General features: G+C 59.8%; 16 protein-coding genes. 5 read left to right on the top strand and 11 right to left on the bottom strand.

The genetic code is table 11. The features are described from left to right. Positions 1–622 precede the first annotated feature (622 nt). On the top strand, positions 623–1312 hold the full coding sequence (locus SLW75_RS06505) for an alpha/beta family hydrolase (RefSeq protein ID WP_410933949.1): 690 nt from the start codon (positions 623–625) through the stop codon (positions 1310–1312). Here SLW75_RS06505 and SLW75_RS06510 read toward each other — a convergent pair. The 3 genes from SLW75_RS06510 to SLW75_RS06520 all read right to left on the bottom strand — a co-directional run bounded on the left by SLW75_RS06510 (position 1287) and on the right by SLW75_RS06520 (position 5803). Beyond that, positions 1287–1784: a hypothetical protein gene (locus tag SLW75_RS06510; protein ID WP_192130089.1), complete on the bottom strand. Its 498-nt coding sequence runs from the start codon at positions 1782–1784 to the stop codon at positions 1287–1289. The genes SLW75_RS06505 and SLW75_RS06510 overlap by 26 nt on opposite strands. A gap of 169 nt (positions 1785–1953) precedes the next feature. After that, entirely contained in the window at positions 1954–3864 is a 1911-nt protein-coding gene (locus SLW75_RS06515; RefSeq protein WP_410933950.1) for a hypothetical protein, read from the bottom strand. A gap of 70 nt (positions 3865–3934) precedes the next feature. Continuing rightward, positions 3935–5803 carry a hypothetical protein gene (locus SLW75_RS06520; protein WP_410933951.1) on the bottom strand — a complete coding sequence of 623 codons (1869 nt, stop codon included), beginning with the start codon at positions 5801–5803 and terminating at the stop codon, positions 3935–3937. Positions 5804–6553: 750 nt separating this feature from the next. Between SLW75_RS06520 and SLW75_RS06525 the strand changes: the two genes are divergently transcribed. Beyond that, positions 6554–8467: an autotransporter outer membrane beta-barrel domain-containing protein gene (locus tag SLW75_RS06525; protein WP_410934364.1), complete on the top strand. Its 1914-nt coding sequence runs from the start codon at positions 6554–6556 to the stop codon at positions 8465–8467. 76 nt (positions 8468–8543) lie between these two features. Here the strand turns inward: SLW75_RS06525 and SLW75_RS06530 are convergent, their stop codons facing one another. The 5 genes from SLW75_RS06530 to acnA form a co-directional block, all read right to left on the bottom strand. After that, the gene (locus SLW75_RS06530) at positions 8544–9209 is read right to left on the bottom strand and encodes a hypothetical protein (protein WP_410933952.1); all 666 of its coding nucleotides are present in this window, start codon (positions 9207–9209) and stop codon (positions 8544–8546) included. Positions 9210–9631: 422 nt separating this feature from the next. Then, positions 9632–10285 (bottom strand): hypothetical protein, encoded by a 654-nt coding sequence (locus SLW75_RS06535; protein WP_410933953.1) that lies wholly within the window; start codon positions 10283–10285, stop codon positions 9632–9634. 285 nt (positions 10286–10570) lie between these two features. Then, positions 10571–12136 carry a methyl-accepting chemotaxis protein gene (locus SLW75_RS06540; RefSeq protein WP_369319277.1) on the bottom strand — a complete coding sequence of 522 codons (1566 nt, stop codon included), beginning with the start codon at positions 12134–12136 and terminating at the stop codon, positions 10571–10573. 101 nt (positions 12137–12237) lie between these two features. Further along, positions 12238–13029 carry a CPBP family intramembrane glutamic endopeptidase gene (locus tag SLW75_RS06545; RefSeq protein WP_410933954.1) on the bottom strand — a complete coding sequence of 264 codons (792 nt, stop codon included), beginning with the start codon at positions 13027–13029 and terminating at the stop codon, positions 12238–12240. A 276-nt stretch (positions 13030–13305) separates the two neighbouring features. Next, positions 13306–16047: an aconitate hydratase AcnA gene (acnA, locus tag SLW75_RS06550; RefSeq protein ID WP_065988680.1), complete on the bottom strand. Its 2742-nt coding sequence runs from the start codon at positions 16045–16047 to the stop codon at positions 13306–13308. A 235-nt stretch (positions 16048–16282) separates the two neighbouring features. Between acnA and rlmM the strand changes: the two genes are divergently transcribed. Both rlmM and SLW75_RS06560 read left to right on the top strand, forming a co-directional pair. After that, positions 16283–17350, top strand: coding sequence for a 23S rRNA (cytidine(2498)-2'-O)-methyltransferase RlmM (gene rlmM / locus SLW75_RS06555; protein ID WP_410933955.1), 1068 nt, complete (start codon positions 16283–16285; stop codon positions 17348–17350). A 75-nt stretch (positions 17351–17425) separates the two neighbouring features. Next, the gene (locus SLW75_RS06560; RefSeq protein WP_410933956.1) at positions 17426–18853 is read left to right on the top strand and encodes an FAD/NAD(P)-binding protein; all 1428 of its coding nucleotides are present in this window, start codon (positions 17426–17428) and stop codon (positions 18851–18853) included. A gap of 89 nt (positions 18854–18942) precedes the next feature. Here the strand turns inward: SLW75_RS06560 and soxR are convergent, their stop codons facing one another. Beyond that, positions 18943–19404 carry a redox-sensitive transcriptional activator SoxR gene (soxR, locus tag SLW75_RS06565; RefSeq protein WP_065988678.1) on the bottom strand — a complete coding sequence of 154 codons (462 nt, stop codon included), beginning with the start codon at positions 19402–19404 and terminating at the stop codon, positions 18943–18945. Between the two features lie 323 nt (positions 19405–19727). On the opposite strand from soxR, the gene SLW75_RS06570 reads away from it, so the two are divergent. Beyond that, complete coding sequence (locus SLW75_RS06570; protein WP_410933957.1) at positions 19728–19925, top strand: hypothetical protein; 198 nt, start codon at positions 19728–19730, stop codon at positions 19923–19925. Between the two features lie 31 nt (positions 19926–19956). Here SLW75_RS06570 and SLW75_RS06575 read toward each other — a convergent pair whose 3' ends face one another. Together SLW75_RS06575 and ssuD are read right to left on the bottom strand one after the other, a co-directional pair. Beyond that, positions 19957–21060 carry a sigma-54 interaction domain-containing protein gene (locus tag SLW75_RS06575; RefSeq protein ID WP_410934365.1) on the bottom strand — a complete coding sequence of 368 codons (1104 nt, stop codon included), beginning with the start codon at positions 21058–21060 and terminating at the stop codon, positions 19957–19959. A 145-nt stretch (positions 21061–21205) separates the two neighbouring features. Continuing rightward, a complete protein-coding gene (gene ssuD, locus SLW75_RS06580) occupies positions 21206–22342 on the bottom strand; it encodes an FMNH2-dependent alkanesulfonate monooxygenase (protein WP_065988676.1) in 1137 nt (378 codons plus the stop codon). Between the last annotated feature and the right edge of the window lie 248 nt (positions 22343–22590).

Below are 22590 nucleotides of genomic sequence, written 5' to 3' on the forward strand. Positions count from 1 at the left end.
AAACAGCGCTGGGGCTGCTTGTCTGCAAGAGGGTTGCGTTGCCGGGCACAATCTTGTCGCTGGGCCTGTGGCTAGCTGTCGCCGGTCCACTGTGCGAACACAGCTTAGACGCGAATGATCGCGGAGGGAAGGCTTTGGCGCCGCACCTGCGACACTTGGCCGCGCTCGACGGGAAGTTGCCGCGCCCTGGCCGGGACGCGGCGATCAACCATTTCCGGAGATAGCTGAAACGGTTCTCTGCCTGCTGTTCCTGCGCGTCGAGAGAGCGTTTCCACAACTAAGTTGTATACAAAAAGCCGCTGACATTGGCACTTTGTTCTGCCCAAAAATAATTGGCCCGAGCTGGCAGAAAGGCCGGCGATCGTCACGGGTGATCGTCCGGAGCGGACAAAAAGCATATTCCGTCTATGAAACCGCCCGGTTGTGTGCAGGTTGGGGCGCTCAGGATTCGGTGCTCGTTGCCGAAGTGCCGCGCCAGAATAACGCCTGGGAGCTGAACCCTTGCTGTCGGCACGGGGCAATTGGCGCGCAGGGTCATGGCACGCCGACGTTGCTGCATAATGGCGGCCGTGGTGCCCGCCTCAGTCGGTGGGTGATCAATGTTTTGAAAGAAGAGACCGGCATGAGCAAACAACAGGCGGCGAAGCGAACGGCCGATCATTGCGCGCAACTGGCGCACGAGCACGGCTGGGTCTGGAATGCGCCGACCGGCCCGGCGGTGGATGCACCATCGACGCTGATTCTCGCCCACGGCGCGGGCGCCCCGATGGACAGCGACTTCATGAACGACATCGCCACGCGTCTGGCGGCCTTGGGTGTTGGCGTGCTGCGCTTTGAATTCCCCTACATGGCCCAGCGCCGAATCGACGGGCGCAGACGACCTCCCAATCCTCAGCCAAAACTGTTGGAGTGCTGGCACGGGGTGTACGCCGCGGTGCGTGGGGGAGTGAGCGGGCGAGTGGCGATCGGTGGCAAATCCATGGGCGGACGCATGGCCAGTGTTATTGCTGACGACGTGGAAGCCGATGGGTTGTTCTGTCTGGGCTACCCGTTCTACGCGGCAGGTAAACCCGAGAAGCCGCGGGTCGCGCACCTGGCGGAACTGAAGACGCCGACGCTGATCATTCAGGGCGAACGGGATGCGCTGGGCAATCGAGAGGCAGTTGAAGCGTACGAGCTGTCGAAGGCCATTGACGTGCACTGGGTGCCGACGGCCAACCATGACCTCAAGCCGTTGAAATCATCCGGCCTCAGTGTCGAGGCGTGCATGCAGGAAATCGCCGAGCTTATGGCGCGTCGGCTGATCGGATAGCGGGATGTTCCTCGGCGTTTAGGTCACAGACCAGGTCGAACCGGCCGTCGGTCACGTGGAAGTCCTTGGTCGGGACCGCAAACTCGAAGTTGCCGTGCAGTGCGCCGGATGCGGCATCGCAGCCCAGCAGCGTCAGGTTGCCTTGCTGCAGATCACGCGAGTGATAAATCTTCGCCATCCGCGTGGGGGTCAGGTGATAGATAACGGTGATCTGATCGTTGCGCAGCAGGTTGTGGTTGCCGGGCTGCACCGTTTCGTCGATGAACAGGCCGATCATGGTGCGGTGCCGACGAACCGTGCCGGTGGCGAGGATCTTCCAGATTCGGCACGTGGTCGGATCCGACCGGCCCGGGCGCAGGCACGCCATGGCACTCAGGCTATGGGTGATGAAAGGGTGGCCGTTGACAGTGGCGCTGAACGTGCCGCGCGCCGCCGCTGCCTGCGGTCGTTGAAGGGGTGGTTTTGCCGGCATTTTTCCGAGATTTCCGTGAATGGGTTTTAGGGGCTGGGTGGGCACTGCACACTTATAAGACGCCGTCGGGTGGCGACGACGTCTTTGAAAGGGGGTGCTGCTTATTTCGTTGAAGCCAGGTGGTGAAGCTCGCAGGCTCGCGCGAATTACAGATTAGCGAACTGGCGAATCAGCGAACTGCAACGCCCAGGCTGCCATTGATGTGCAGCAGTTTGAAATCCTTGCCGGTGTTGAGGTTCTTCACGTAGTACCACTTCGCACCGAACACGTTCTTGGCAACGGTGGAGGACCAATAGTTGCCGTTGCCCATCGGCCAGCGGTTGCCATAGGCGTTATAGATCTCGATCAGCTCATGGATGCTCGGGATGCGCCCGCCGATGCGGTTCGCGGCGTTGGAGATTTGAGTCAGGTTGCCGGAGCCGATGCCGTGGCATTCGATGACGCCGGTGACGGTTACGTCGTAACTCTGCTGTTCGCTTGCTGAATCGGTGACGGTGATGGTTGCCACGCCGTTACCGCGCACCGATGTCCAGCCGGACGCTGCTACGACGGCCACCTTCGCATCGCTGGTCGAATAGGTATAAGGAGGGCTACCGCCGCTGGCGATGCGATGGACCGTAGTACCACTCGGGAATGCCGGCAGCAAATCCGGATAAGCGGGCAGCAGGTAGACCTTACCGGCCAGGGTCACCGGAGACGTGTCAAACATCATGCCCTCGCGCACCTGAAGTTGCAGGGGCTCGGACTCCATGTCGACGCCATTGCGCGTCACAATGTAGTTCAGGGTCGCGGTGCTGCCGATGCTCATCTCGATCAACATTTTGGGCACGCCAAAGACCAGTTCCTTCATGCTGCCGACATTCATCATCATGGTCTCGAACGTGCGTGCGCCGACCCAGCGCGCTCGCACCAGATCCCTAGGGTCCATCCCGCGATAACTGACACGCACCATCGCGTCCCAGCCGGTAATCAGTGAAGGACGCAGAACGCCGTCTGGCCCGACCGTGTCGACCGTTGGCGCGGGCAGTTCCAGCGCAGCACTCATGACCTTCAGCGCAAGTTTGGCCGATTCCTGCACGATGCCGCTGCCGCGCGTCACGGTGTATGACACCTCGACGTTTTGCCCGTCATTGACCGCGACGACGCTGTTAGGGAACACCAGCGCCAGGGCCTGCCCGGCTTCAGCGGCCGAAATGATGTTCTCTTGCCGATCGTTGCCCTTCGGACCATTCCAGTGAGCAATGACCGTTTCGCCTTCGCGCAGATCAGCCGTGGCATCGATCACCAATGTGGCGCCATTCACCGCATCGGCCGGGTCCAGGATCTGATTGTTGGCTTCGCGGATGACCGGTGCCGGTAGCGGTTGGCGCATCCCCAGGTCGAGCTGGATCATCACCGGATCGGAGACCATCGACACGTTGCCCGCGCGGTCAGTGACGGTATAGGTGACCGCGGACGTCTGGCAGTCCGCCTGTTCCATGAACGGACGCGTGAAGTCCACCATCACCCGGTTCAGGCCCATGTCGTTGGCATCAACGACGGTCATCGGCCCCTCCAGCGGACCCCAATAGGTGCGGATTTCGTCGCCAGCGGCCATGCCGCTGTACCCTGCAATCTTGCCCGGGAGGATATTGTTGAGGCCTTCCAGCTCGGAGGAGGTCAGGCCGTTCTGGATGACGTCGGGGAAGATGATGGGGGCGAGTTGAGGTGCGCCTGGGGCGGTTCGGTCGACCATGAGCGGAATGGTCTCCGAATAGACCTCATACTGGGTATTGGGGCTGAAAATCCGATACCCCACGCGATGCGGCCCCTCGGCTAACAGGTCAACCGGGATTTCCACTTCCAAAAGGTCCCCTGGTCTGTCCGTGCTTAGAATGATTTTCTCGGGTGGAACTTTCGCACCATCAAATGCGAGTTGGTAGGTATAGCCGGTCTCGGCAGCCTCCCACACCGGGAAGTTAACTTTGACAGGGGCAGTAAGTTGTTCAATGGGTAGCAGTCCACCTTCAAGCGCAACTGGTACATTGGGCAGTTGCAAGGGGATAGGGGCTCTTGTTGTTAGGGTATTTTGTACGTTCATTAGATTTCCTCAGTTGAAATTGATCAAGGGTAGAATATTTCACCCTTGATCAACTGCATTTTGGTTTAAGTTAAGCGCGCAGGGTGCACGCGCTTTCATTGGTGCGTCGCATGTCAACCGGTACGCGAGTGATACGTGAAGTCACTGCGCTTTGATTGCTTCCAGCAGCAGGTTCTACTCGGATATAGGCTTCACAATATCCGACGCAGATTGTCCGCAAGATATTGAAAGGCACCTGGAAGCTATAGCCGTTCAGGACATCTTGTTCATCAAGTTCGCGGGTCGCGGTGAATGTAGCTGCTTCGATTGGGGTATTTGTCAGGTCGAAGCCTTTGAAGGTAAAGAACAGTTTTTGGTTTGTTGAAATATTGACATAGGGTTTTATCAATCCTCTGGTGCCGTTAGGTGCAACCACGAGTGAAATGTATCCGGTCGGAGTCAGCTCAAATACGGGTCCATCAATACCATCGGCACCTCCGGGCAGTTCTTCCCTGGAACGCACTGTCACTGTCTGGGTTGGAGAGGGTGTCGGATTGGGATTCCCGTCACGGACCACGGTATAACGCACTGGGATTTCAGCACCGGTGCCTTGTGCCTTCATGATCGAGTTGACGATAGGGATGACGATGTCTTTTTGAGCCGTCACATCCTCCTCCGAAATTTGGTGCCACTGAAGTCTTTGTTGGTCTCCCCAGAAAAGGTTCAGATTATCATTGAGCCTGAACTCATCATTCCACTGGACGATGGCGCGACTGTTAAGTTCGTAGTCTTCCTCATCAATAAAGTTGTCGGTTTTGTCAGGGCTATTAAGGCTGGTCCCCTGAACGACGGGCGCTAATGTAGGTTCTGGCACAGGCAACGTGAGAAATACATCGATCTCTGCTGCAAGTGAGGAACCGTTCAGCTGATTTTGTCTAGTTATCTTGTAGGTGACAGAGACTTCACCTACTGGCTTCACAGCAATGGTTTCGAATGGCACACGGAATGAAATAACGATGTCCTCGTCTTCATCGCCAGGGGGTAGTTGCACTGGGAACATAGGCGTGTCTTCACCCCAATACAACGTGATCTGATCAAAAGCTGCCGCACCTGGATAGTGAGGGATGTCTACCTTCACGCCTGGACGGGCCTCCACGTAATCAATCAATCCGCCAACGGCGGGGTCAACGATAGGAGCCGGATAGTTGACCGGGATTTCTTCAAGTAACAAGAGAATGCTGGACTCGATCGAAAATTCGGATGTGTTGCCTGCGCGATCCGTCACTTTGTATTTGACGTCATGGGGCCCGGCAGGAATGGTCTCAAGAAAGTTTTTCGAAAAATTGAAGAGTACTTTATTAAGTCCCATATCATCCTGAGTCACTGTTGCGGTTGGGCCTGCGGCATCACCCCAATAACTTTCAATGACATCGTGTTTGGCCATGCCGGTGTAGCCAGCAACCTCAACCTCCAGCTGGTCCCCAAGACGCGTCAATTCCGCGGCAGTCAAGCCATTCTGGACCTCTACTGGGAACTGAATAGCGGCGAGTTGGGGTTTGCCTGGGGCCGTACGGTCTATTATCACGGGGAAAATGTCAGAAAAATCCTCAACAGTGGTATTTGGGCTGTACGTTCGGAAGGCGAGACTGTGAAATCCTTCGGTTTGCAACATAACTGGAATTTCCAGAGTAAGAGGACTCCCTGGTCGCTCTGCTGGCTGGATAATTTTTTCTGGACCGTAGGGTTCGCCATCCCAGAGAAGCTGATACTTATAGCCTGCCTCTGCACCCTCCCAGACCTTCAAGTCAACAGGGATTGGAGTATCAAGTGCTGTAACCGGGACTAATCCAAAGTTGTCTTGATCGTGAAACGCGACTGCGATGTCTGGCGCTTCGATTGGAACTGGAGCGCGTCCGGATCGGGTGGAAATGATGGTGGGGGTCTGTTTTACATTATTCATAAAAATTCCTCGTAGTTCTTATTTGCGATCTTCGAAAGGATTCGGGTCGCATGTCATTGAACTGGATTTCCCTAGTTCTCAATCTAACTAATACTAAAAATGACCGGGTGGCAACGTGGGCTTCGACCCGGCCTCGTAGGACTAAAGGCTTCTATGTAGGACGCATCCAAACCCATTTAAAAAAACTCATGCCGCTTTCTATAGCGTTATGCCCTGAATATAAGGCCTTTCGGTTTTTTAACGTAGGACGTGTAGCTCAAATATTTGGGAAAATTCCCACACAATATTTTTTTAAATTTTCTTTTAGCTCTATCTACAATCCGCAGACTTCAGGTTTCATGATTTGGAGGAAGTCTCGTGTCAGCAGTACAAAGCTTGGTAAGTTTCAGATGTAGTTTGCTCGCACTCTCGTTAGGCCTTATGGGTCCGGTGGTGAGTCTAAATTCGGTACATGCAAGCGAACTGTTACCAACAACAGGCCCGATCGCTGCGGGTGTCAGGAAAACCCTGCTAGAAGTGACAGGCGTAAAACGAGAAGTCACGGTGGTGGACGGGGTCATCCACACCGTGGGCGCATCGAGCGGCCTCGCGAGCTATAGCGTGATCAATGATGGTGTCATCAATATTCTTCCGGGCGGAGTTGCTGACTGGGTGGGTGTAGATAAGTCAACCTTGAACGTCAAAGATGGGGAGGTTAAAGGAGGTGTAGAGATTTTTGGTGGTCAAGCCAACATAAATGATGCAAGCGTCATGCGCAGCGATCGCGCGGCTCTAGAGCTCATCATGAACGTAAAAGATCCAACCACGCTTTCCACCGCCCATGTTTCAGGTAGCACAATTAAAGGAGCCGGCTACGGGATCATGGTGTCTGCCATGGGTGAAATCTGGTTGAAGTCCACGCGGGTTGAAGGCTTAGGCACTTCAGCATCCTTGGCCGGAAACGGGGGCTTGAAGTTGTCGGGAGGTGTCGCACATGTGCTTGAAGGCAGCCATGTGATCGGAGAGGATAGCGGAGTTAATGTAATCAACGGAACGCACGGTCTCGTGAGTCAGACCAATTTCTTGGAAATTAATGCGTCCACCATTACCGCGCGAACCGGATCCGCAATCGAGGTTACCAGGCGGTCGGCGACGTCCGCTGACAAGACCACTGCGGATATCCTCATCGCTGATGATTCGGTATTGGAGGCAGGCAACGGTGTTCTGATTGATGTCAATCAGGAAAGCACCGCAGATGTAAAAGTGACCAACAGCACCCTCTCCGGCGATTTCGTCGCCGATGACACCAGCACCCTCAACGTGGTGCTGCGCAATCACGGGCAGTTGAACGGGAATATCGTCAATGGCGATTCCGTGACCATCGATTCCAGTGGTCGCTGGCAGCTTGCGGCGGATAACAGCGTTAATTCGCTCGCGCTGGACGGTGGCAGCGTTGGCTTCACCGGAGACGGCTTTCATTCGCTTTCGCTGGGCAAGCTGTCCGGCTCCGGGCTGTTCGATATGCGTATCAACCTCGACGACGGCACCGGCGACCTGCTCAGCGTGAATGGGGAGGCGTCGGGCAAGCATCGACTGCGTATCCAGAATACCGGCACCGAAGCCGTCCCCGCCGAGTTCGACCCGCTTCGGGTGGTTCACACCGAAGGCGGGGATGCGGAGTTCGGGCTGGTGGGCGGTCGGGCAGATCTTGGGGTGTATTCCTACGAGCTCGAACGCCAGGGCTCTGACTGGTTTATCGTCGGCTCCGGCAAGGAGATCAGCCCTTCCACGAAAAGTGCGCTGGCGTTGTTCAATACCGCACCGACGGTATGGAACAGCGAGTTGACGACGTTGCGCAGTCGCATGGGGGAGGTGCGCGGCCAAGGGCAGGGCGGCGGCTGGATGCGTACCTATGGCAGTCGTTTCAATGCGGCGCTGGATTCCGGCGTTGATTACAGTCAGAAGCAGCAGGGTCTGTCGTTCGGTGCGGATGCGCCCGTGCCGGTGGGCAGCGGTCAGGTGTTGCTCGGTTTGATGGGCGGTTACAGCAAGTCGGATCTGGACATCGGCAGAGGCACGTCGGGTCAGGTCGACAGCTACTACGTCGGCGCGTATGGCACGTGGTTGTCGGAGGGCGGTTATTACCTGGACGGCGTGGTGAAACTGAACCAGTTCCATAACGAGTCCAAGGTGGCGATGAGCGATGGCACCAAAGCCAAAGGCGATTACAGCAGCAAGGCATTGGGTGGATCGCTGGAAGTCGGCAAGCATATAAAGCTGGGCGATGAGTATTTCGTCGAGCCGTTCGCGCAGGTGTCCAGCGTCTGGATCGATGGCAGCAGCTACGCGCTGGACAACGGCATGCAGGCCAGGACCAACCAGACGCAGTCGATGCTGGGCAAGGTCGGCACTACCGTGGGGCGCAGCTTCACGCTGAAGGACGGCGGCGTGGTTAAACCGTACGCACGGGTGGCGATGGCCCATGAGTTCTCCCGCAGTAATGACGTCAGCGTGAACGGTCAGCGTTTTGACAACGACCTGTTCGGCTCCCGCGCGGAATTGGGCGCAGGTGTTTCGGTGTCGCTGTCCGAGCGATTCCAGGTGCACGCTGATTTCGATTACATGAAGGGTGAGCATGTTGAGCAGCCTTGGGGTGCGAACGTGGGGGTGCGTCTGGCGTTCTGACATTCGCGTCGGTTGATTGAAACGCGGTTCCAAAGCCCCGGCTGCAGCGATGCAGTCGGGGCTTTTTTACGTGGGCTCAGGGTTTGGGCTGCATCCTGCGCCGTCGCGGTGGACGGCCAAGGGGCGAGCCTTTGCCGCGTCGCTTCCTCAGGCGGGGCAGGTTGACGGTGAGCGTTTCCGAAATGCCCACGAGCCTGGCGCGCCGCACCACTTCGTAGCGCACCTCGACGCACCCGCTCTCGTAGTCCGCGAGGGTTTCATCGTTGAGGTACTGAACCAGGCGAGGGCCTTTGCGACCTTCTACCTTGCCGACGGTGGTGTAGAACGTGTTGTGGCCCCAGCGCAGCTTCAGGTGATCCCCAAACCACCGTTTCGGAGAGCGCGGGATGTTGATGTAGATGCCCACGTTCAACTGGGCGTCGGTCGGGCCTTCGGGGTCGGCACCGGTGATGAAAGGCGCTTCGAATACAGGCGCCGGAGGTGGGTCCTTCATTTCGTGATGCCAGGGAAATCCCGGGGCGTTTTGAAGCTGGCCGGCGTAGACCATCGCCTGTTCAGCCGCACTCCTGGCCACGGTCGGCACCGCTTGCAGATCTTCGTAGAGCGGGATTGAACTCTTGCCGGGTGGTTTGCGTTTGGTCCTGCGGGTATTTTTCGGGTTTGGTACTGTTAATTTTTTATTGTTATCTGGCTCGATCGGTTGTGAGTGGGGTGACGGCTGGATATCCGTTTCATCTTCCATTGGAACTCCTTGATCAGATCGCTAGTGCGAGGATTACAGGATTGTGTGTTGTGCGCTTGCTTGTAGGACTGCGGCGCTGCACATGCCTATGATCGATTCGAAAAATAGTACTGTCAAACAAGCGAAGTGCATGGGATTGCATGGCTTCTTTGAAAAAAATTCGCGGTTGAATAGATCTTTAATGTGTGATTCCGGCCATTTTCACGGGTTTTTTGAGCGATTTGAATACTTATATATCGCGCGTAGTCTATAAAATTTTGGTAGTCCATCAGACACTTCCTACGGAGATGTAGGTTCTGTGGAGTCGAGATACCCAAAAATAATTTAAATTATTTTCTTGGGGCGAATTTGTTGACAAAACCTCCACGCATTAGCGTGGAGGTGGTTACTTTTGGTATTCAGATGAATGGCGCGAACGCCGGTTACAATTTAATTGAAACCAGGGTCGGGAGGCTGGTGATGGAGACGTTGCCCGCCCGGTCGGTGACGAAGTACTCGACGGACACCGTTTCGGCTGCATGGGCTTGCAGGTGTTCGCGGCTGAACGCGATTTCGACAGGTTCGAGGGTGAGCTCATCCGCCTCGACCTTATGGGACGGGCCTGCAACGCCGTTGAGTAATGTCTGGATGACATCGCCGGGTGCCATGCCGGCGTAGCTTGGCAGGAGGCCAATGAGTTGATCACCGAGGGTGGCGGTGGGGAAGATGAGGGGGGCGAGGAGGGTGGCCCCGGGTTTTGTGCGGTCTACTTTGAGTGCTGCGACGGGAGATTCGCGAGTTACTCCATTAATATTATTTGTGACTTCATAACTGAGGGAATAACTGCGGCTTCGACACAACAAGCTGTGACTTAGCTGAAGCTGCATTATATCGCCAGGCTTTTGGTCGCGCACTACAACCGGGGTGTCAATGAGATCCCCGTCAAGTCTCAATTGCACACGATAGCCTGGACGTGCACCCTCCCAAATCATGACCTCGACGGGAACGTCTCGAGTTAAATCTCCGGTTTGTAAAAGTCCGTCGATAGGATCTGCTGTGGTTGCAAACGGGGCGCTGAGAGGAAATTGCTCATTCATAAAAAACTCCATCAAGCACAGCTCTCCGCTTCGATCCGCAGAAAGCGTGCACATAAGATTAAATTATCCAGATCAACAAATACTCCACCAATGGTGGTAACTATCTATCGTCTTTCAATAATCAACTAATAGAGTTCTACAAATCCTGTCAACACCCAACCCCCCGCTACAAACCAAAAACCGCACTCCCAAATGATTTTCAGAAATGTCCTACTTAAACCCCGACACAAACAAAAAGGCCCCGGCAGACGATCTGCCGGGGCCTTCGTTAAACCCGTGAATCACTCAGCGGTTAAAGCGCTCCACCAATGAGTATTGCGTGTTGGCTGTGTGGGTCAGTTCCGCACTGAGCGCGGCAGAGCGACGGGCCTCGTCGGAGGTCTGGTCGGCCAGGTGCGCGATGGTGCTGATGTTGCGGCTGACCTCTTCTGCGACCGAGCTTTGCTCCTCAGTGGCAGCGGCGATCTGCGTGGTCATGTCGGTGATGTTGGCCACTGCGTCGCTGATGCCCACCAGCGCCCTGTCGGCTTCCATGACCTGCTCGACACCTTCTTCAGCCTGGCGCCGGCCTGTGTCCATGGTCTGCACCGCATTGGTGGCCGTCTGTTGCAGCTTGGCGATGAGGGCGTGGATCTGGCCGGTGGATTCGGTGGTGCGTTGGGCGAGTTGTCGGACTTCATCGGCGACGACGGCAAAGCCACGACCCATTTCGCCCGCACGAGCGGCTTCGATGGCGGCGTTGAGGGCCAGCAGGTTGGTCTGGTCGGCGATGCCTTTGATGACATCGACGACGCCACCGATTTCGTTGCTGTCCTTGGCCAGCTGAGTCACGGTCAGGCCGGTTTCGCCCACCGACGTGGACAAGCGCTGGATGGCTTCGCGGGTGTCACTGGCGATCTCGCGGCCGCGACGGGTCAGCTCGTTGGCCTGCTGTGTGGCGTCAGCGGTGCGCTGCACGTGATTGGCGACTTCCTGGGTGGTCGCAGCCATCTGGTTGACGGCGGTGGCGACCTGTTCGGTTTCGACGCGCTGACGTTCCAGGCCGGAGGAGCTGGCCTGGGCCAGGGTGTCGGACTGACGCGCCTGAGCGTTGAGGTGTTCGGCGGTGTCCTGCAGGCGGGTGAGGCACGTCTTGAGACGCGCTTCCTGGCTGAGGATCGACATTTCCAGCCGCGCCTGTGCGCCGCGACTGTCGGTGTACATCTGCGCGATCAGCGGGTCGGACGTGGTTTGCTCGGCCAGGCGCAGCAGGCGCTTGAGGCCACGCTGTTGCCAGCTCAACCCCAGCAGGCCAAGGGGGACCGACAGCGCGGCGGCGAGCAGGAAGCCCCAATGGGAATTCAGCCACACACCAATCAAAAAGCTCACTTGGCTGACCAGAATGAACGGCAGCCAGTCCTGCAACATCGGCAGCCATTTGTCGCGGCTTGGCACGGCACTTTTGCCGCTGTTAAGGCGTTTGTAGAGTGCTTCGGCGCGGCGCACCTGTTCAGCGGTTGGCTTGATGCGCACGGACTCGAAGCCCACCACCTGCTTGTTCTCGAAGACCGGCGTGACGTAAGCGTTGACCCAATAGTGGTCGCCGTTCTTGCAGCGATTCTTGACGATCCCCATCCACGGCAGGCCCTGCTTGAGCGTGGCCCACATGTGTTCGAAGACCGCCGCCGGCACGTCCGGATGACGCACGGTGTTGTGGGGCGACTTGATCAGTTCATCTTGGGAAAAACCGCTTATTTCAATGAAGGCGTCGTTGCAATAGGTGATGACGCCGCGCGCATCGGTGGTAGAGATCAACCGTTGCTGCGCCGGGAAGGTCCGTTCGCGTTGAGTGATGGGCTGGTTATTTCGCATGAGCTATTCGATCCAGGAAGGCTGTGAAGGGTTATCGGCCCGAAGCGAAAAAATATTAAGCTTTTGTGAACTGCGTCATAGGTCGGGTGTCGTGGACGCGTTTACCGGTCGAACATCGGGTAGGTGAACACGCTGAAATGCAGCAGGTTCAGGCCGAAGTGGGTGAGCACGGCAGCGGGCAGACCGCCCAGTCGATAGGCAACGCCATAACCCACGCCCGCGATGCCCGCCACAAGCGCCCATTCCCACCCGGCACCGATGTGCGCGAGGCCGAACAGCGCAGATGCCGCCCCGATTGCGAGGGCGTCGTGGCAGGGGAAGTGTTGCAGCCATCTTTTCAAACTGCCCTGCAGGTAACCGCGAAACAGCAGTTCCTCGGTCAGCGCGACCAGCAGCAGGTTGTTCAGCGCCCAGATGCCGGTTTGCTCGGGCCACTTGGGCGACCAACCGACGAGACCCATCAACATCGCGGTTGATAAACACGCGGCGGCGGTGACGGGCAGCGCGATGCTGGTGACGCCCAGCCAGCGTTTGGGACTCAACGCGATAAACACCCAGGGGCAGGCGATGGCGATCCAGAAGCCGATGAGAGGTTTGTCGAGGTTCAGGTACATCGAATACGGCGCGGCCTCGGGGCTGAGGCGCACGCCGGCAATCGCTCTGGCGCTGAGGAAACCGGGCAACCAGTGACTGGCCAGCCCCGCTGCAATGGCGATGAACAGGGCGTGACCGAATAGGCGCACGGCGCGGTGCTGGAAATGGCTGACGCAGATGCCGGCCATGATCAGCAGTCCGAACGTGATAACCACGGGAACGTTGAGCTGGCCGTAGAGCAGCGCCAGGCAGTAGCCGAGAGAGAGCAGAAAGAGGGAAGTCCAGCGTTGCACCGACATGGAGTCGACCTTGAGTGTCGGAATAGGCTGGCGATTTTAACGTTGATTAAACACGGGTGTATGTCGGATCAAACGTGGAGTTGGTCCGATTATTTCGGGGATGCAGGGCGGAGGTTGTGTAGGGCGTTTCTGATAACGACGGATTTGGTTTGGACACTGGCAATTTGCGGTGAGGCAGACGACGCATTCCCGGCTAAAGCCAGTCCCACATGTAGGACCGGATTCAGCCGGGAAGAGGCCCGAACAAGCGCCATTATCTTCTAGCCAGATATCGCCTCAGGACGCAATCAACTGCCGCAGCACGTAATGCAGAATCCCGCCCGCCTTGAAGTATTCCACTTCATTCAGGGTATCGATCCGGCACAGCACGTCGATATTGTCCTGCTGACCATCCTCGCGGGTGATCTGCACCGCCAGGCCCATGCCCGGTTGCAGCGTGGCACCGGTCAGCCCGGTGATGTTCAGCACTTCCTTGCCGGTCAGGCCCAGGGTTTTGCGGCTTTCGCCCGCCCTGAACTGCAGCGGCAGGACGCCCATGCCAACCAGGTTGGAACGGTGGATACGCTCGAAACTCTCGGCAATCACCGCTTTGACGCCCAGCAGATTCGTGCCTTTCGCCGCCCAGTCGCGACTGGAGCCCGTGCCGTATTCCTGACCGGCAATGACCACCAGCGGCGTGCCTTCTTCCTGGTAACGCATGGCCGCGTCATAGATCGGCAGCTTCTCGTCGGTGGGCACGTGCAGCGTGTAGCCGCCTTCTTCGCCGCCGAGCATTTCGTTGCGAATGCGGATGTTGGCGAAGGTGCCGCGCATCATCACTTCATGGTTGCCGCGCCGCGAGCCGTACGAGTTGAAATCCTTGTATTCCACGCCCTTGCTGCGCAGGTAGCGCCCGGCCGGGCTGTCCAGTTTGATGTTGCCGGCGGGCGAGATGTGGTCAGTGGTCACCGAATCCCCCAGCACCGCCAGCACGCGAGCCTGCTGCACGTCGGCGATGACCGGCAATGGCCCGGCGACCTCCTCGAAGAACGGCGGGTGCTGAATGTAGGTCGAGTCCGGCTGCCAGACATAGGTCGCCGCCTCGGGCACCTCAATCGCCTGCCACTGCTCGTCGCCGGCGAAGACCTCCGCGTATTCCTTGTGAAACATGCCGGTGCTGACGTTCATGACCGCGTCGGCGATCTCCTGCTGGGTCGGCCAGATATCACGGAGGTAAACCGGCTGGCCGTCGCTGCCTTCGCCCAGGGGTTCGCTGCTCAGATCCGTGCGCACGGTGCCGGCCAAGGCGTAAGCGACCACCAGCGGCGGTGAGGCCAGCCAGTTGGTTTTTACCAGCGGGTGCACGCGGCCTTCAAAATTGCGGTTGCCCGACAGCACCGACGCGACAGTCAGATCCGACTGCTGAATGGCTTTTTCGATCGGGTCAGGAAGCGGCCCGGAGTTACCGATGCAGGTGGTGCAGCCGTACCCCACCAGGTCGAACCCCAACTTATCGAGATACTCCGTGAGACCGGCGGCGTTGTAGTAATCGGTCACGACCTTCGAGCCGGGCGCCAGCGAACTCTTCACCCACGGTTTGCGCTGCAGGCCCTTCTCCACGGCCTTTTTCGCCAGCAGACCGGCCGCCATCATCACGCTCGGGTTGGACGTGTTGGTGCAGGAGGTGATGGCAGCGATGACCACCGCGCCGTTTTTCAGGCGATAGGTCTGGCCGTTGTATTCATACTCGGCCTCGCCGACCTGGGCGGCGTTGCCCACCGCGACACCGCCGCCGCCTTCGCTTTCCAGTCGGCCTTCTTCGTGTTTGCTCGGGCTGACTGCGAGGCCCAGGAAGTCACTGAAGGCCTTGGACACATCGGGAAGGGCGACGCGGTCTTGCGGACGTTTAGGCCCTGCGAGGCTCGCGACCACCGAGCCCATGTCCAGCTCCAGCGCATCGGTGAACGCCGGTTCCTGACCGGGCAAACGCCACAGGCCCTGGGCCTTGCAGTAGGCCTCGACCAACTGCACCGTTTCGTCCGGACGGCCCGACAGGCGCAGGTAATCCAGGGTGACGTCGTCGACCGGGAAGAAGCCGCAGGTCGCGCCGTACTCCGGGGCCATGTTGGCAATGGTGGCCCGATCCGCCAGCGGCAAGTCCGCCAGGCCATCGCCATAGAATTCGACGAACTTACCAACCACGCCTTTCTTGCGCAGCATTTGCGTCACGGTCAGCACCAGGTCGGTGGCGGTGATGCCTTCGCGCAGTTTGCCGCTCAGCTTGAAGCCGATGACTTCTGGAATCAGCATCGACACGGGTTGGCCGAGCATGGCCGCTTCCGCCTCGATGCCGCCGACGCCCCAGCCGAGTACGCCGAGGCCGTTGATCATTGTGGTGTGGGAATCGGTACCGACCAGCGTGTCCGGAAAGGCGTAGGTGCGGCCGTCTTCTTCCTTGGTCCACACGGTGCGGCCGAGGTATTCCAGGTTGACCTGATGGCAGATCCCGGTGCCCGGCGGCACTACGCTGAAATTATCGAACGCGTTCTGGCCCCAGCGCAGGAACGCGTAACGCTCGCCGTTGCGCTGCATCTCGATGTCGACGTTTTCGCCGAAGGCCTTGTCGTCGCCGAAGCGGTCGACCATGACCGAGTGATCGATGACCAGATCCACTGGCGACAACGGATTGATGCGCTGGGGATCGCCACCGGCCTTGGCCACGGCGGCGCGCATGGCGGCCAGGTCAACCACGGCCGGCACGCCGGTGAAATCCTGCATCAGCACGCGCGCGGGGCGGTACTGGATTTCCCGGTGGGATTTGCGCTCGGTCAGCCAGTCGGCGAGGGCCTTGAGGTCGTCACCGGTCACCGTGTGGTTGTCTTCCCAGCGCAGCAGGTTTTCCAGCAGCACCTTGAGCGACATCGGCAGTTTGTCGAGATTGCCCAGCGTGCGCGCGGCATCCGGGAGGCTGAAGTAGTGGTAGGTCTTGTTGCTGACTTCGAGGGTTTTGAGGCTTTTCAGGCTATCGAGGGAGGGCATGACTGACTCCTTGACGGTCCGCGCAGCACGCGCGGACGGGCGATCGACGGTAAGACGGGGCTTGCAGCAGCGCTCTGGTTGGCGGCTTTAAATGATCGTTGAGTAGTACTGGACCCACCGGCTGAGCCAGTGGTTCCTGATTCGGCTATCATGCGCCGCTTTCGAGTCATTGAGGTTAATCCTCATGTACAGCTTGCGCCGCGACTCGATTCGTGGCGCGCGAGGAGACCGTCCCGTGAACACCCTTTTCATGCATTGCCGCCCCGGCTTCGAAAGCGAGGTCTGCTCGGAACTCAGCGAGCACGCCGCTCGCCTTGAGGTGTCCGGCTACGCCAAGGCGAAGACCGACGCCGCCTTTGCGGAATTCATCTGCACCGAGCCCGAGGGTGCAGAGCGGCTGATGAACAGCCTGAAGTTCCGCGAGCTGATTTTCCCCCGGCAGTGGGCCCGTGGCGTGTTTGTCCAGCTGCCGGAAACCGACCGCATCAGCGTGATACTCGAACACATGGCCGGCTTTGCGCCGTGCGGCAGCCTGTGGCTGGAAGTGGTCGACACCAACGACGGCAAGGAGCTTTCGACGTTCTGCCGCAAGTTCGAGGCGCCATTGCGCAAGGCGCTTGAGAAGGCCGGCAAACTGGTCGACAACCCGAGCCTGCCGCGTTTGCTGCTGACTTTTAAAAGCGGGCGCGAAGTGTTCCTTGGGCTGGCCGACGCGAACAACTCGGCGATGTGGCCCATGGGCATTCCGCGCCTGAAATTCCCCCGGGAAGCGCCCAGCCGCTCGACCCTCAAGCTGGAAGAGGCCTGGCACCACTTCATCCCCCGGGATCAGTGGGACGAGCGCCTGTCGGGCGACATGACCGGCGTCGACCTGGGCGCGGCGCCCGGGGGCTGGACCTACCAACTGGTGCGGCGCGGCATGCTGGTCACCGCCATTGATAACGGTCCGATGGCCGGAAGCCTGATGGACACCGGGCTGGTGCAGCACCTGATGGCCGACGGCTTTACCTTCAAGCCCCGTCAGCCGGTGGACTGGATGGTCTGCGACATCGTCGAAAAGCCCGCACGCAACGCCGCGCTGCTGGAAACCTGGCTGGGCGAGGGTTTGTGCCGCGAGGCGGTAGTCAACCTCAAGTTGCCAATGAAGCAGCGCTATGCAGAAGTGCGACGCTTGCTGGAGCGCATCGAAGACGGCTTCAAGGCCCGCGGCGTCAAGGTTTCCATCGGTTGCAAGCAGCTGTACCACGACCGCGAAGAAGTGACCTGCCACCTGCGGCGGCTGGACATGAAACGCAAGGGCTGACGTCGGTTTGAATCCGGTGCCACGCTGTCCATAATCAGCCATGCGCGCCCGCGGGGCGAAGAAAAGGGGGAAGCAATGAGCGCTGAACACAATGGACCTGACGCCGACATCCTCATCACCGGCGGTGGCCTCAGCGGCACCATGCTCGCGGTGCAGCTGCTGCGCCTGCCGGGGCAACGGCGCATCGTCATCGTCGAGTCACGCAGCGAGTTGGGCCGGGGTGAGGCCTACAGCGCCACCGAGCCGGGCCACACGCTGAACGGCAACGCCGCACGCATGAGCGTCGACCCGGACGACGTCGACGATCTCACCCGCTGGCTGACCGACTACATTGCCGCCGGCGGCTGGCCGGAGTCTGACCAGCAGCACGTGCCGGTGGCCGAGCTGTTTCCGCCCCGCGGGATTTTCGGTCTGTACGTTCAGCAGCGTCTGGCCGAGGCACGGGTGGTCGGCGAGCGCAATGGTTCCACCGTCGAGCACGTGCGCGGCGAAGTGACCGACCTGCAGGCTGACGCAGCCGGCGTGCGCCTGACCCTCGCCAGCGGCGAACACCTGACTGGCCGATTCGGCGTATTGGCAACGGGCATGTTCGCCGCCGCGCGCACGCCTCAGCGCGATTCAAACGCCCTCAACGCCGCTGCCGTCGATCCATGGGATGTCGATGCTATGGGCCAGCTCGCCCCCCAAGGCCGGGTGCTGATCATCGGCTCGGGCCTGACCATGGTCGACGCCGTGGTGTCCCTGGAGCAAGCCGGTCACCGTGGGCCCATTGACGTGTTTTCCCGCCACGGCCTGCTGCCCCACGTTCGCCGCCAACCGCCGACATGGCCGGACTTTCTCGCCGCCGACCTGAACATACGCAGCACCCGGCAACTGGTCAGGGCCTTGCGCGAGCAGTGCGCGCAAGCGGCGGAGCAGGGCATCGACTGGCAGGCGCCGCTCGACACTGTGCGCGTGCATATTCCACGGCTGTGGAGTCAGGCCTCTGACCTGCAGCGCCGCCAATTCGTACGCCACGTCCGGCCGTGGTGGGAAAGCCATCATCACCGCTCGCCGCCGCCCAGTGCGAAGTTGCTGGAGCGGCTGATCGGCGAAGGGCGCCTGCACATCCACGCCGCCTCGTTGCTCAGGGTGGAGGGCGCCGAGGCCGGGCAGATTTCCATCAGCGTTCGCTATCGCGGGCAGGACATGGCCACGACGGAGAGTGGCGCAGCGCTGATCAACTCGACCGGCATTCAATACGACTGGCGCCGGGTTGACCGGGCCTTGCCGCGCAATCTGCTGGCCCGTGGCCTGATTCAGCCGGGGCCGTTGGCGCTTGGCATTGCCGCCGACGCGGGTGGTGCGGTCATGGACGCCGAAGGACGGATTTCGGCGCGGCTCTACGCCATGGGCCCGCCCTTGCGCGGGCTGTGGTGGGAAAGCACCGCGGTGACCGACGTGGCGTTGCAGGCCAAGCTGCTGGCGGCGCGACTGGCGGCGGTGGGCAACGTGCCAAGCTGAATAATCAGGAGATTGCGTCCCCCACGACGCAATTATCTGTCACTGGTCGACCAGACTCTTGCCGATACCCGGGTCAGTCCGCAAAACCTTCAATCCTGATCCAGCAGGCGCGGCCCGGCGCCTTGCTCGCTCAGGCTGTCACCGAAGTTACGCAGCGGGCAGGCCTCCATCGACAGGCAGCCGCAACCGATGCAGCCACTGAGCTGGTCGCGCAGGGCGGTGAGACGGTTGATGCGTTCATCCAGATCGGCTTTCCAGCGCTCGGACAGCCGCGTCCAGTCGTCAAGGCTGGGCGGGCGGTCCTGGGGCAGGGTTTGTAGCGCGGTTTGAATGGTCGCCAGCGGAATGCCCAGGCGCTGGGCAGTTTTGATCAACGCCACCCGACGCAGCACATCCCGGGGGTAGCGCCGCTGATTGCCGGCGTTGCGCTGGCTGCTGATCAGGCCTTTGGCCTCATAAAAGCGCAGCGCGGTGATGGCCACGCCGCTGCGCGCGGACAACTGGCCGACGGTGAGTTCGCGGGCGATGGGCGGGATGTCCTGGGTGAGCATGCAATCTTCCTGTGTGCCGAACGACGCTTGACCTCCAGTTAACTGGAGGTTTTATCCTGCGCAGCATCGCTTGGTCGGACCGGCTTGGCAAGTGGGGCACCGGCGCAAGAAACGTATGGGGCCATGCCGGTTTGCGCAGCATCCTGTTCAGCAACAACCGTCACCCGTGGAGAACGTTCATGACACCAGCAGCCGCTCATCTCCCTTTCAGTCAGTTCGTCGAGTTCGCCGTCGACCCCCGCCATCAGGCCGGGCTGGTCGGGGCGCTCAACTAGCGTTTCGAGCGATTCACCCGCACCTACCCAGGTTTTGTCCGCGCCAGCGTGCAGGTCAGTGAAGACCGCCAGCGGGTGCTGAGCCACGTGCAATGGCTGTCGAAGACCGACTGCGAGCGCGCGTTCGAAAACGCCGAGCAGGGCGAAGGGGATTTGTGGGAGTTGATTCGTCAACACCGGGCGACGTCGATGATCTTTAACGCGTACGAAGTGGCGGGGGAAATCGTAGGACCGCGTCACGGGTGAACGCAGTCCCACAGGTTGCCTCGCTGTGGGTTCACACCGACAAATGCAGCATCCGTTCACCCTGGGTCTGCTCGCCGGGGCGGCGCTTGTTGACGGCCAGTTCACCGATCTTGATCAGCCGCGCGCGCACCACATTGCGGCTCAACCCCAGCAACTGTGCGGTGTGCACCTGGTTGCAGTGGCTGAAGCGATAGGCCGCGCGCAACAAGGCGTCTTCGACCTTTTCGTGCAGCGCGCCGGCCTGCTCCTCGAACAGCCGCTGGAACGCCCTGGCCAGCAGCGCTTCGGTTGAATCGTCGACGATGGGGGCTGAATCTTCCTGACGCTCAAGGCGCAGGTTCGACAGGCGCAGATCGCTGGACTGAATCACGCCGTTGCGGCAGATCAGCAGGGTGTGGTGAATGACGTTTTCCAGCTCGCGAATATTCCCCGGCCAGCCGTAGGTCCGCAACTTGTGCTCGGCCTCGGCGCTGATCTGGATCGGTCCGCAGCCCAGACGCTGGCTGTAGACGTCGATGAAGTGCCGGCTCAGCGGCATGATGTCGCCCGGCCGTTCGCGGAGGGTACTCAGCTCCAGATTGACGACGTTGAGGCGATAGAACAGGTCTTCGCGAAAGTGCCCGGCGTTGATCGCGCGTTCTAGCTGCACGTTGGTCGCGGCCAGCACCCGCACGTTGATCGGCGTGCTCTTGCGCGAGCCCAGCCGCACCACTTCGCGCTCCTGCAGGACGCGCAGCAGCTTGACCTGAATGGCCAGGGGCAGATCGCCGATTTCGTCGAGAAACAGCGTGCCGCCGTTGGCTTCTTCAAACCAGCCGGCCTTGGCGGTGAGGGCACCGGTGAACGCGCCTTTTTCCTGGCCGAACAGCTCCGCTTCCACCAGTGATTCCGAAAACGCGCCGCAGTTGACCGCCACGAACGGCTGGTGACGACGGCTGCTCAAGTTGTGAATGTGACGCGCCACCAGCTCTTTGCCGGTGCCGGTTTCGCCGATGATCAGCACGCTGGCATCGCTGGGCGCGACTTGTTCGATATGGGCCAGCAACGCCTGGGATCTCGGGTCTTCGAACACCTGCGCGGTGGCACGAATCGAAGTCGCCAGGGCCGGCGAGGCCGGTAGGGTCAATAGCTGCATGGGGGTCACTTGTGGTTGGAACGGTAAGCTGGCTGTCATGAAGGACTCCTTGTCGCGATGGCCGTTGTCGCGATGGCAAATCAACCGTTTCCCACGCGCTGCGCGGTTGCGCAGCAAACGGGTGTTTCCAGGGGGTCGGCGAAACTTACTTCTGCGGTGGCAAGTCGTTGGCAATCATCTCGCCGAACGGGCCGGTGAGGTTGGTGATGCCGCGGCCTGCCAGGCTGCGATACGGCTCGGGCAACAGCGGGAACACCAGCTCGGCGAAGCGATAGGCTTCTTCCAGATGGGGGTAGCCGGAGAAGATGAAGCTTTCGATGCCCAGGTCCGCGTATTCCTTGATCCGCTCGGCGACTTCCTGCGGATTACCCACCAGCGCCGTGCCCGCACCGCCCCGTACCAGCCCGACGCCGGCCCACAGGTTGGGGGCGATTTCCAGGTTGTCGCGACGGCCGTCGTGCAATGCGGCCATGCGGCGCTGGCCTTCGGAGTCGAAACGGGAAAAAGATTTCTGTGCGGCGGCGATGGTGTCGTCGCTGATGTGCTCGATCAGGGTGTCGGCGGCTTTCCAGGCTTCTTCGCTGGTTTCCCGGACGATCACGTGCAGACGGATGCCGAACTTGACGGTACGGCCGTTGCGGGCGGCGCGCTCACGCACGTCCGCCAGCTTCTCGGCCACAGCGGCAGGGGGCTCGCCCCAAGTAAGGTAAACGTCGACCTGCTCGGCGGCCAGTTCGTGGGCTGCCTCGGAGGAACCACCAAAATACAGCGGCGGATAGGGCTTCTGGATCGGCGGATACAGGGCTTTGGCGTTCTGCACTCTCAGGTGCTTGCCTTCGAAGTCCACGGCTTCGCCCTGCAACACGCGGCGCCAGATCTTCAGGAATTCGTCGGTGACTTCGTAGCGCTCGCTGTGATCAAGGAAGCTGCCATCGCCACGGTTCTCATCAGGGTCTCCGCCGGTCACGACGTTGATCAGCAGGCGTCCGCCGGACAAGCGATCCAGGGTCGCGGCCATGCGCGCGGAAACGGTCGGAGAAATGATCCCGGGACGAATCGCCACCAGGTAACGCAAACGCTCGGTCAACGGCACGAGGGCCGAGGCGATCACCCAGGAGTCTTCGCAGGAACGGCCGGTCGGAATCAGCACGCCGTGGTAACCCAGATCATCGGCGGCCTGGGCGACCTGCTTCAGGTAATTGAGCGTGACCGGGCGCGCGCCCTTGGTCGTGCCCAAGTAATGGCCGTCGCCGTGTGTCGGTAGAAACCAGAAAACATCCATGAGAAATCCTTCGAGCGGAATCGGTGGGCTTGTGACAAGTGCACCCGTTATAAAGGCTCCGATTTATTCCGTAAAAGAACTGAATTCCATATTTTTATAACCTTTCGTGATATGCCCTGTTTCTTGGTTATCAAGGGGGAAAAGAATGCTTGAGTGGCGAATAAACTAGCAGGAGCGCGCTTTGTGGGACCGGCTTTAGCCGGGAAGGCGGCGGGCGTCACGCCGCAGGATTGAGGGTGTCGACACAG

It is taken from the genome of Pseudomonas sp. W5-01, assembly GCF_046540435.1.
GTDB lineage: Bacteria > Pseudomonadota > Gammaproteobacteria > Pseudomonadales > Pseudomonadaceae > Aquipseudomonas > Aquipseudomonas graminis_B.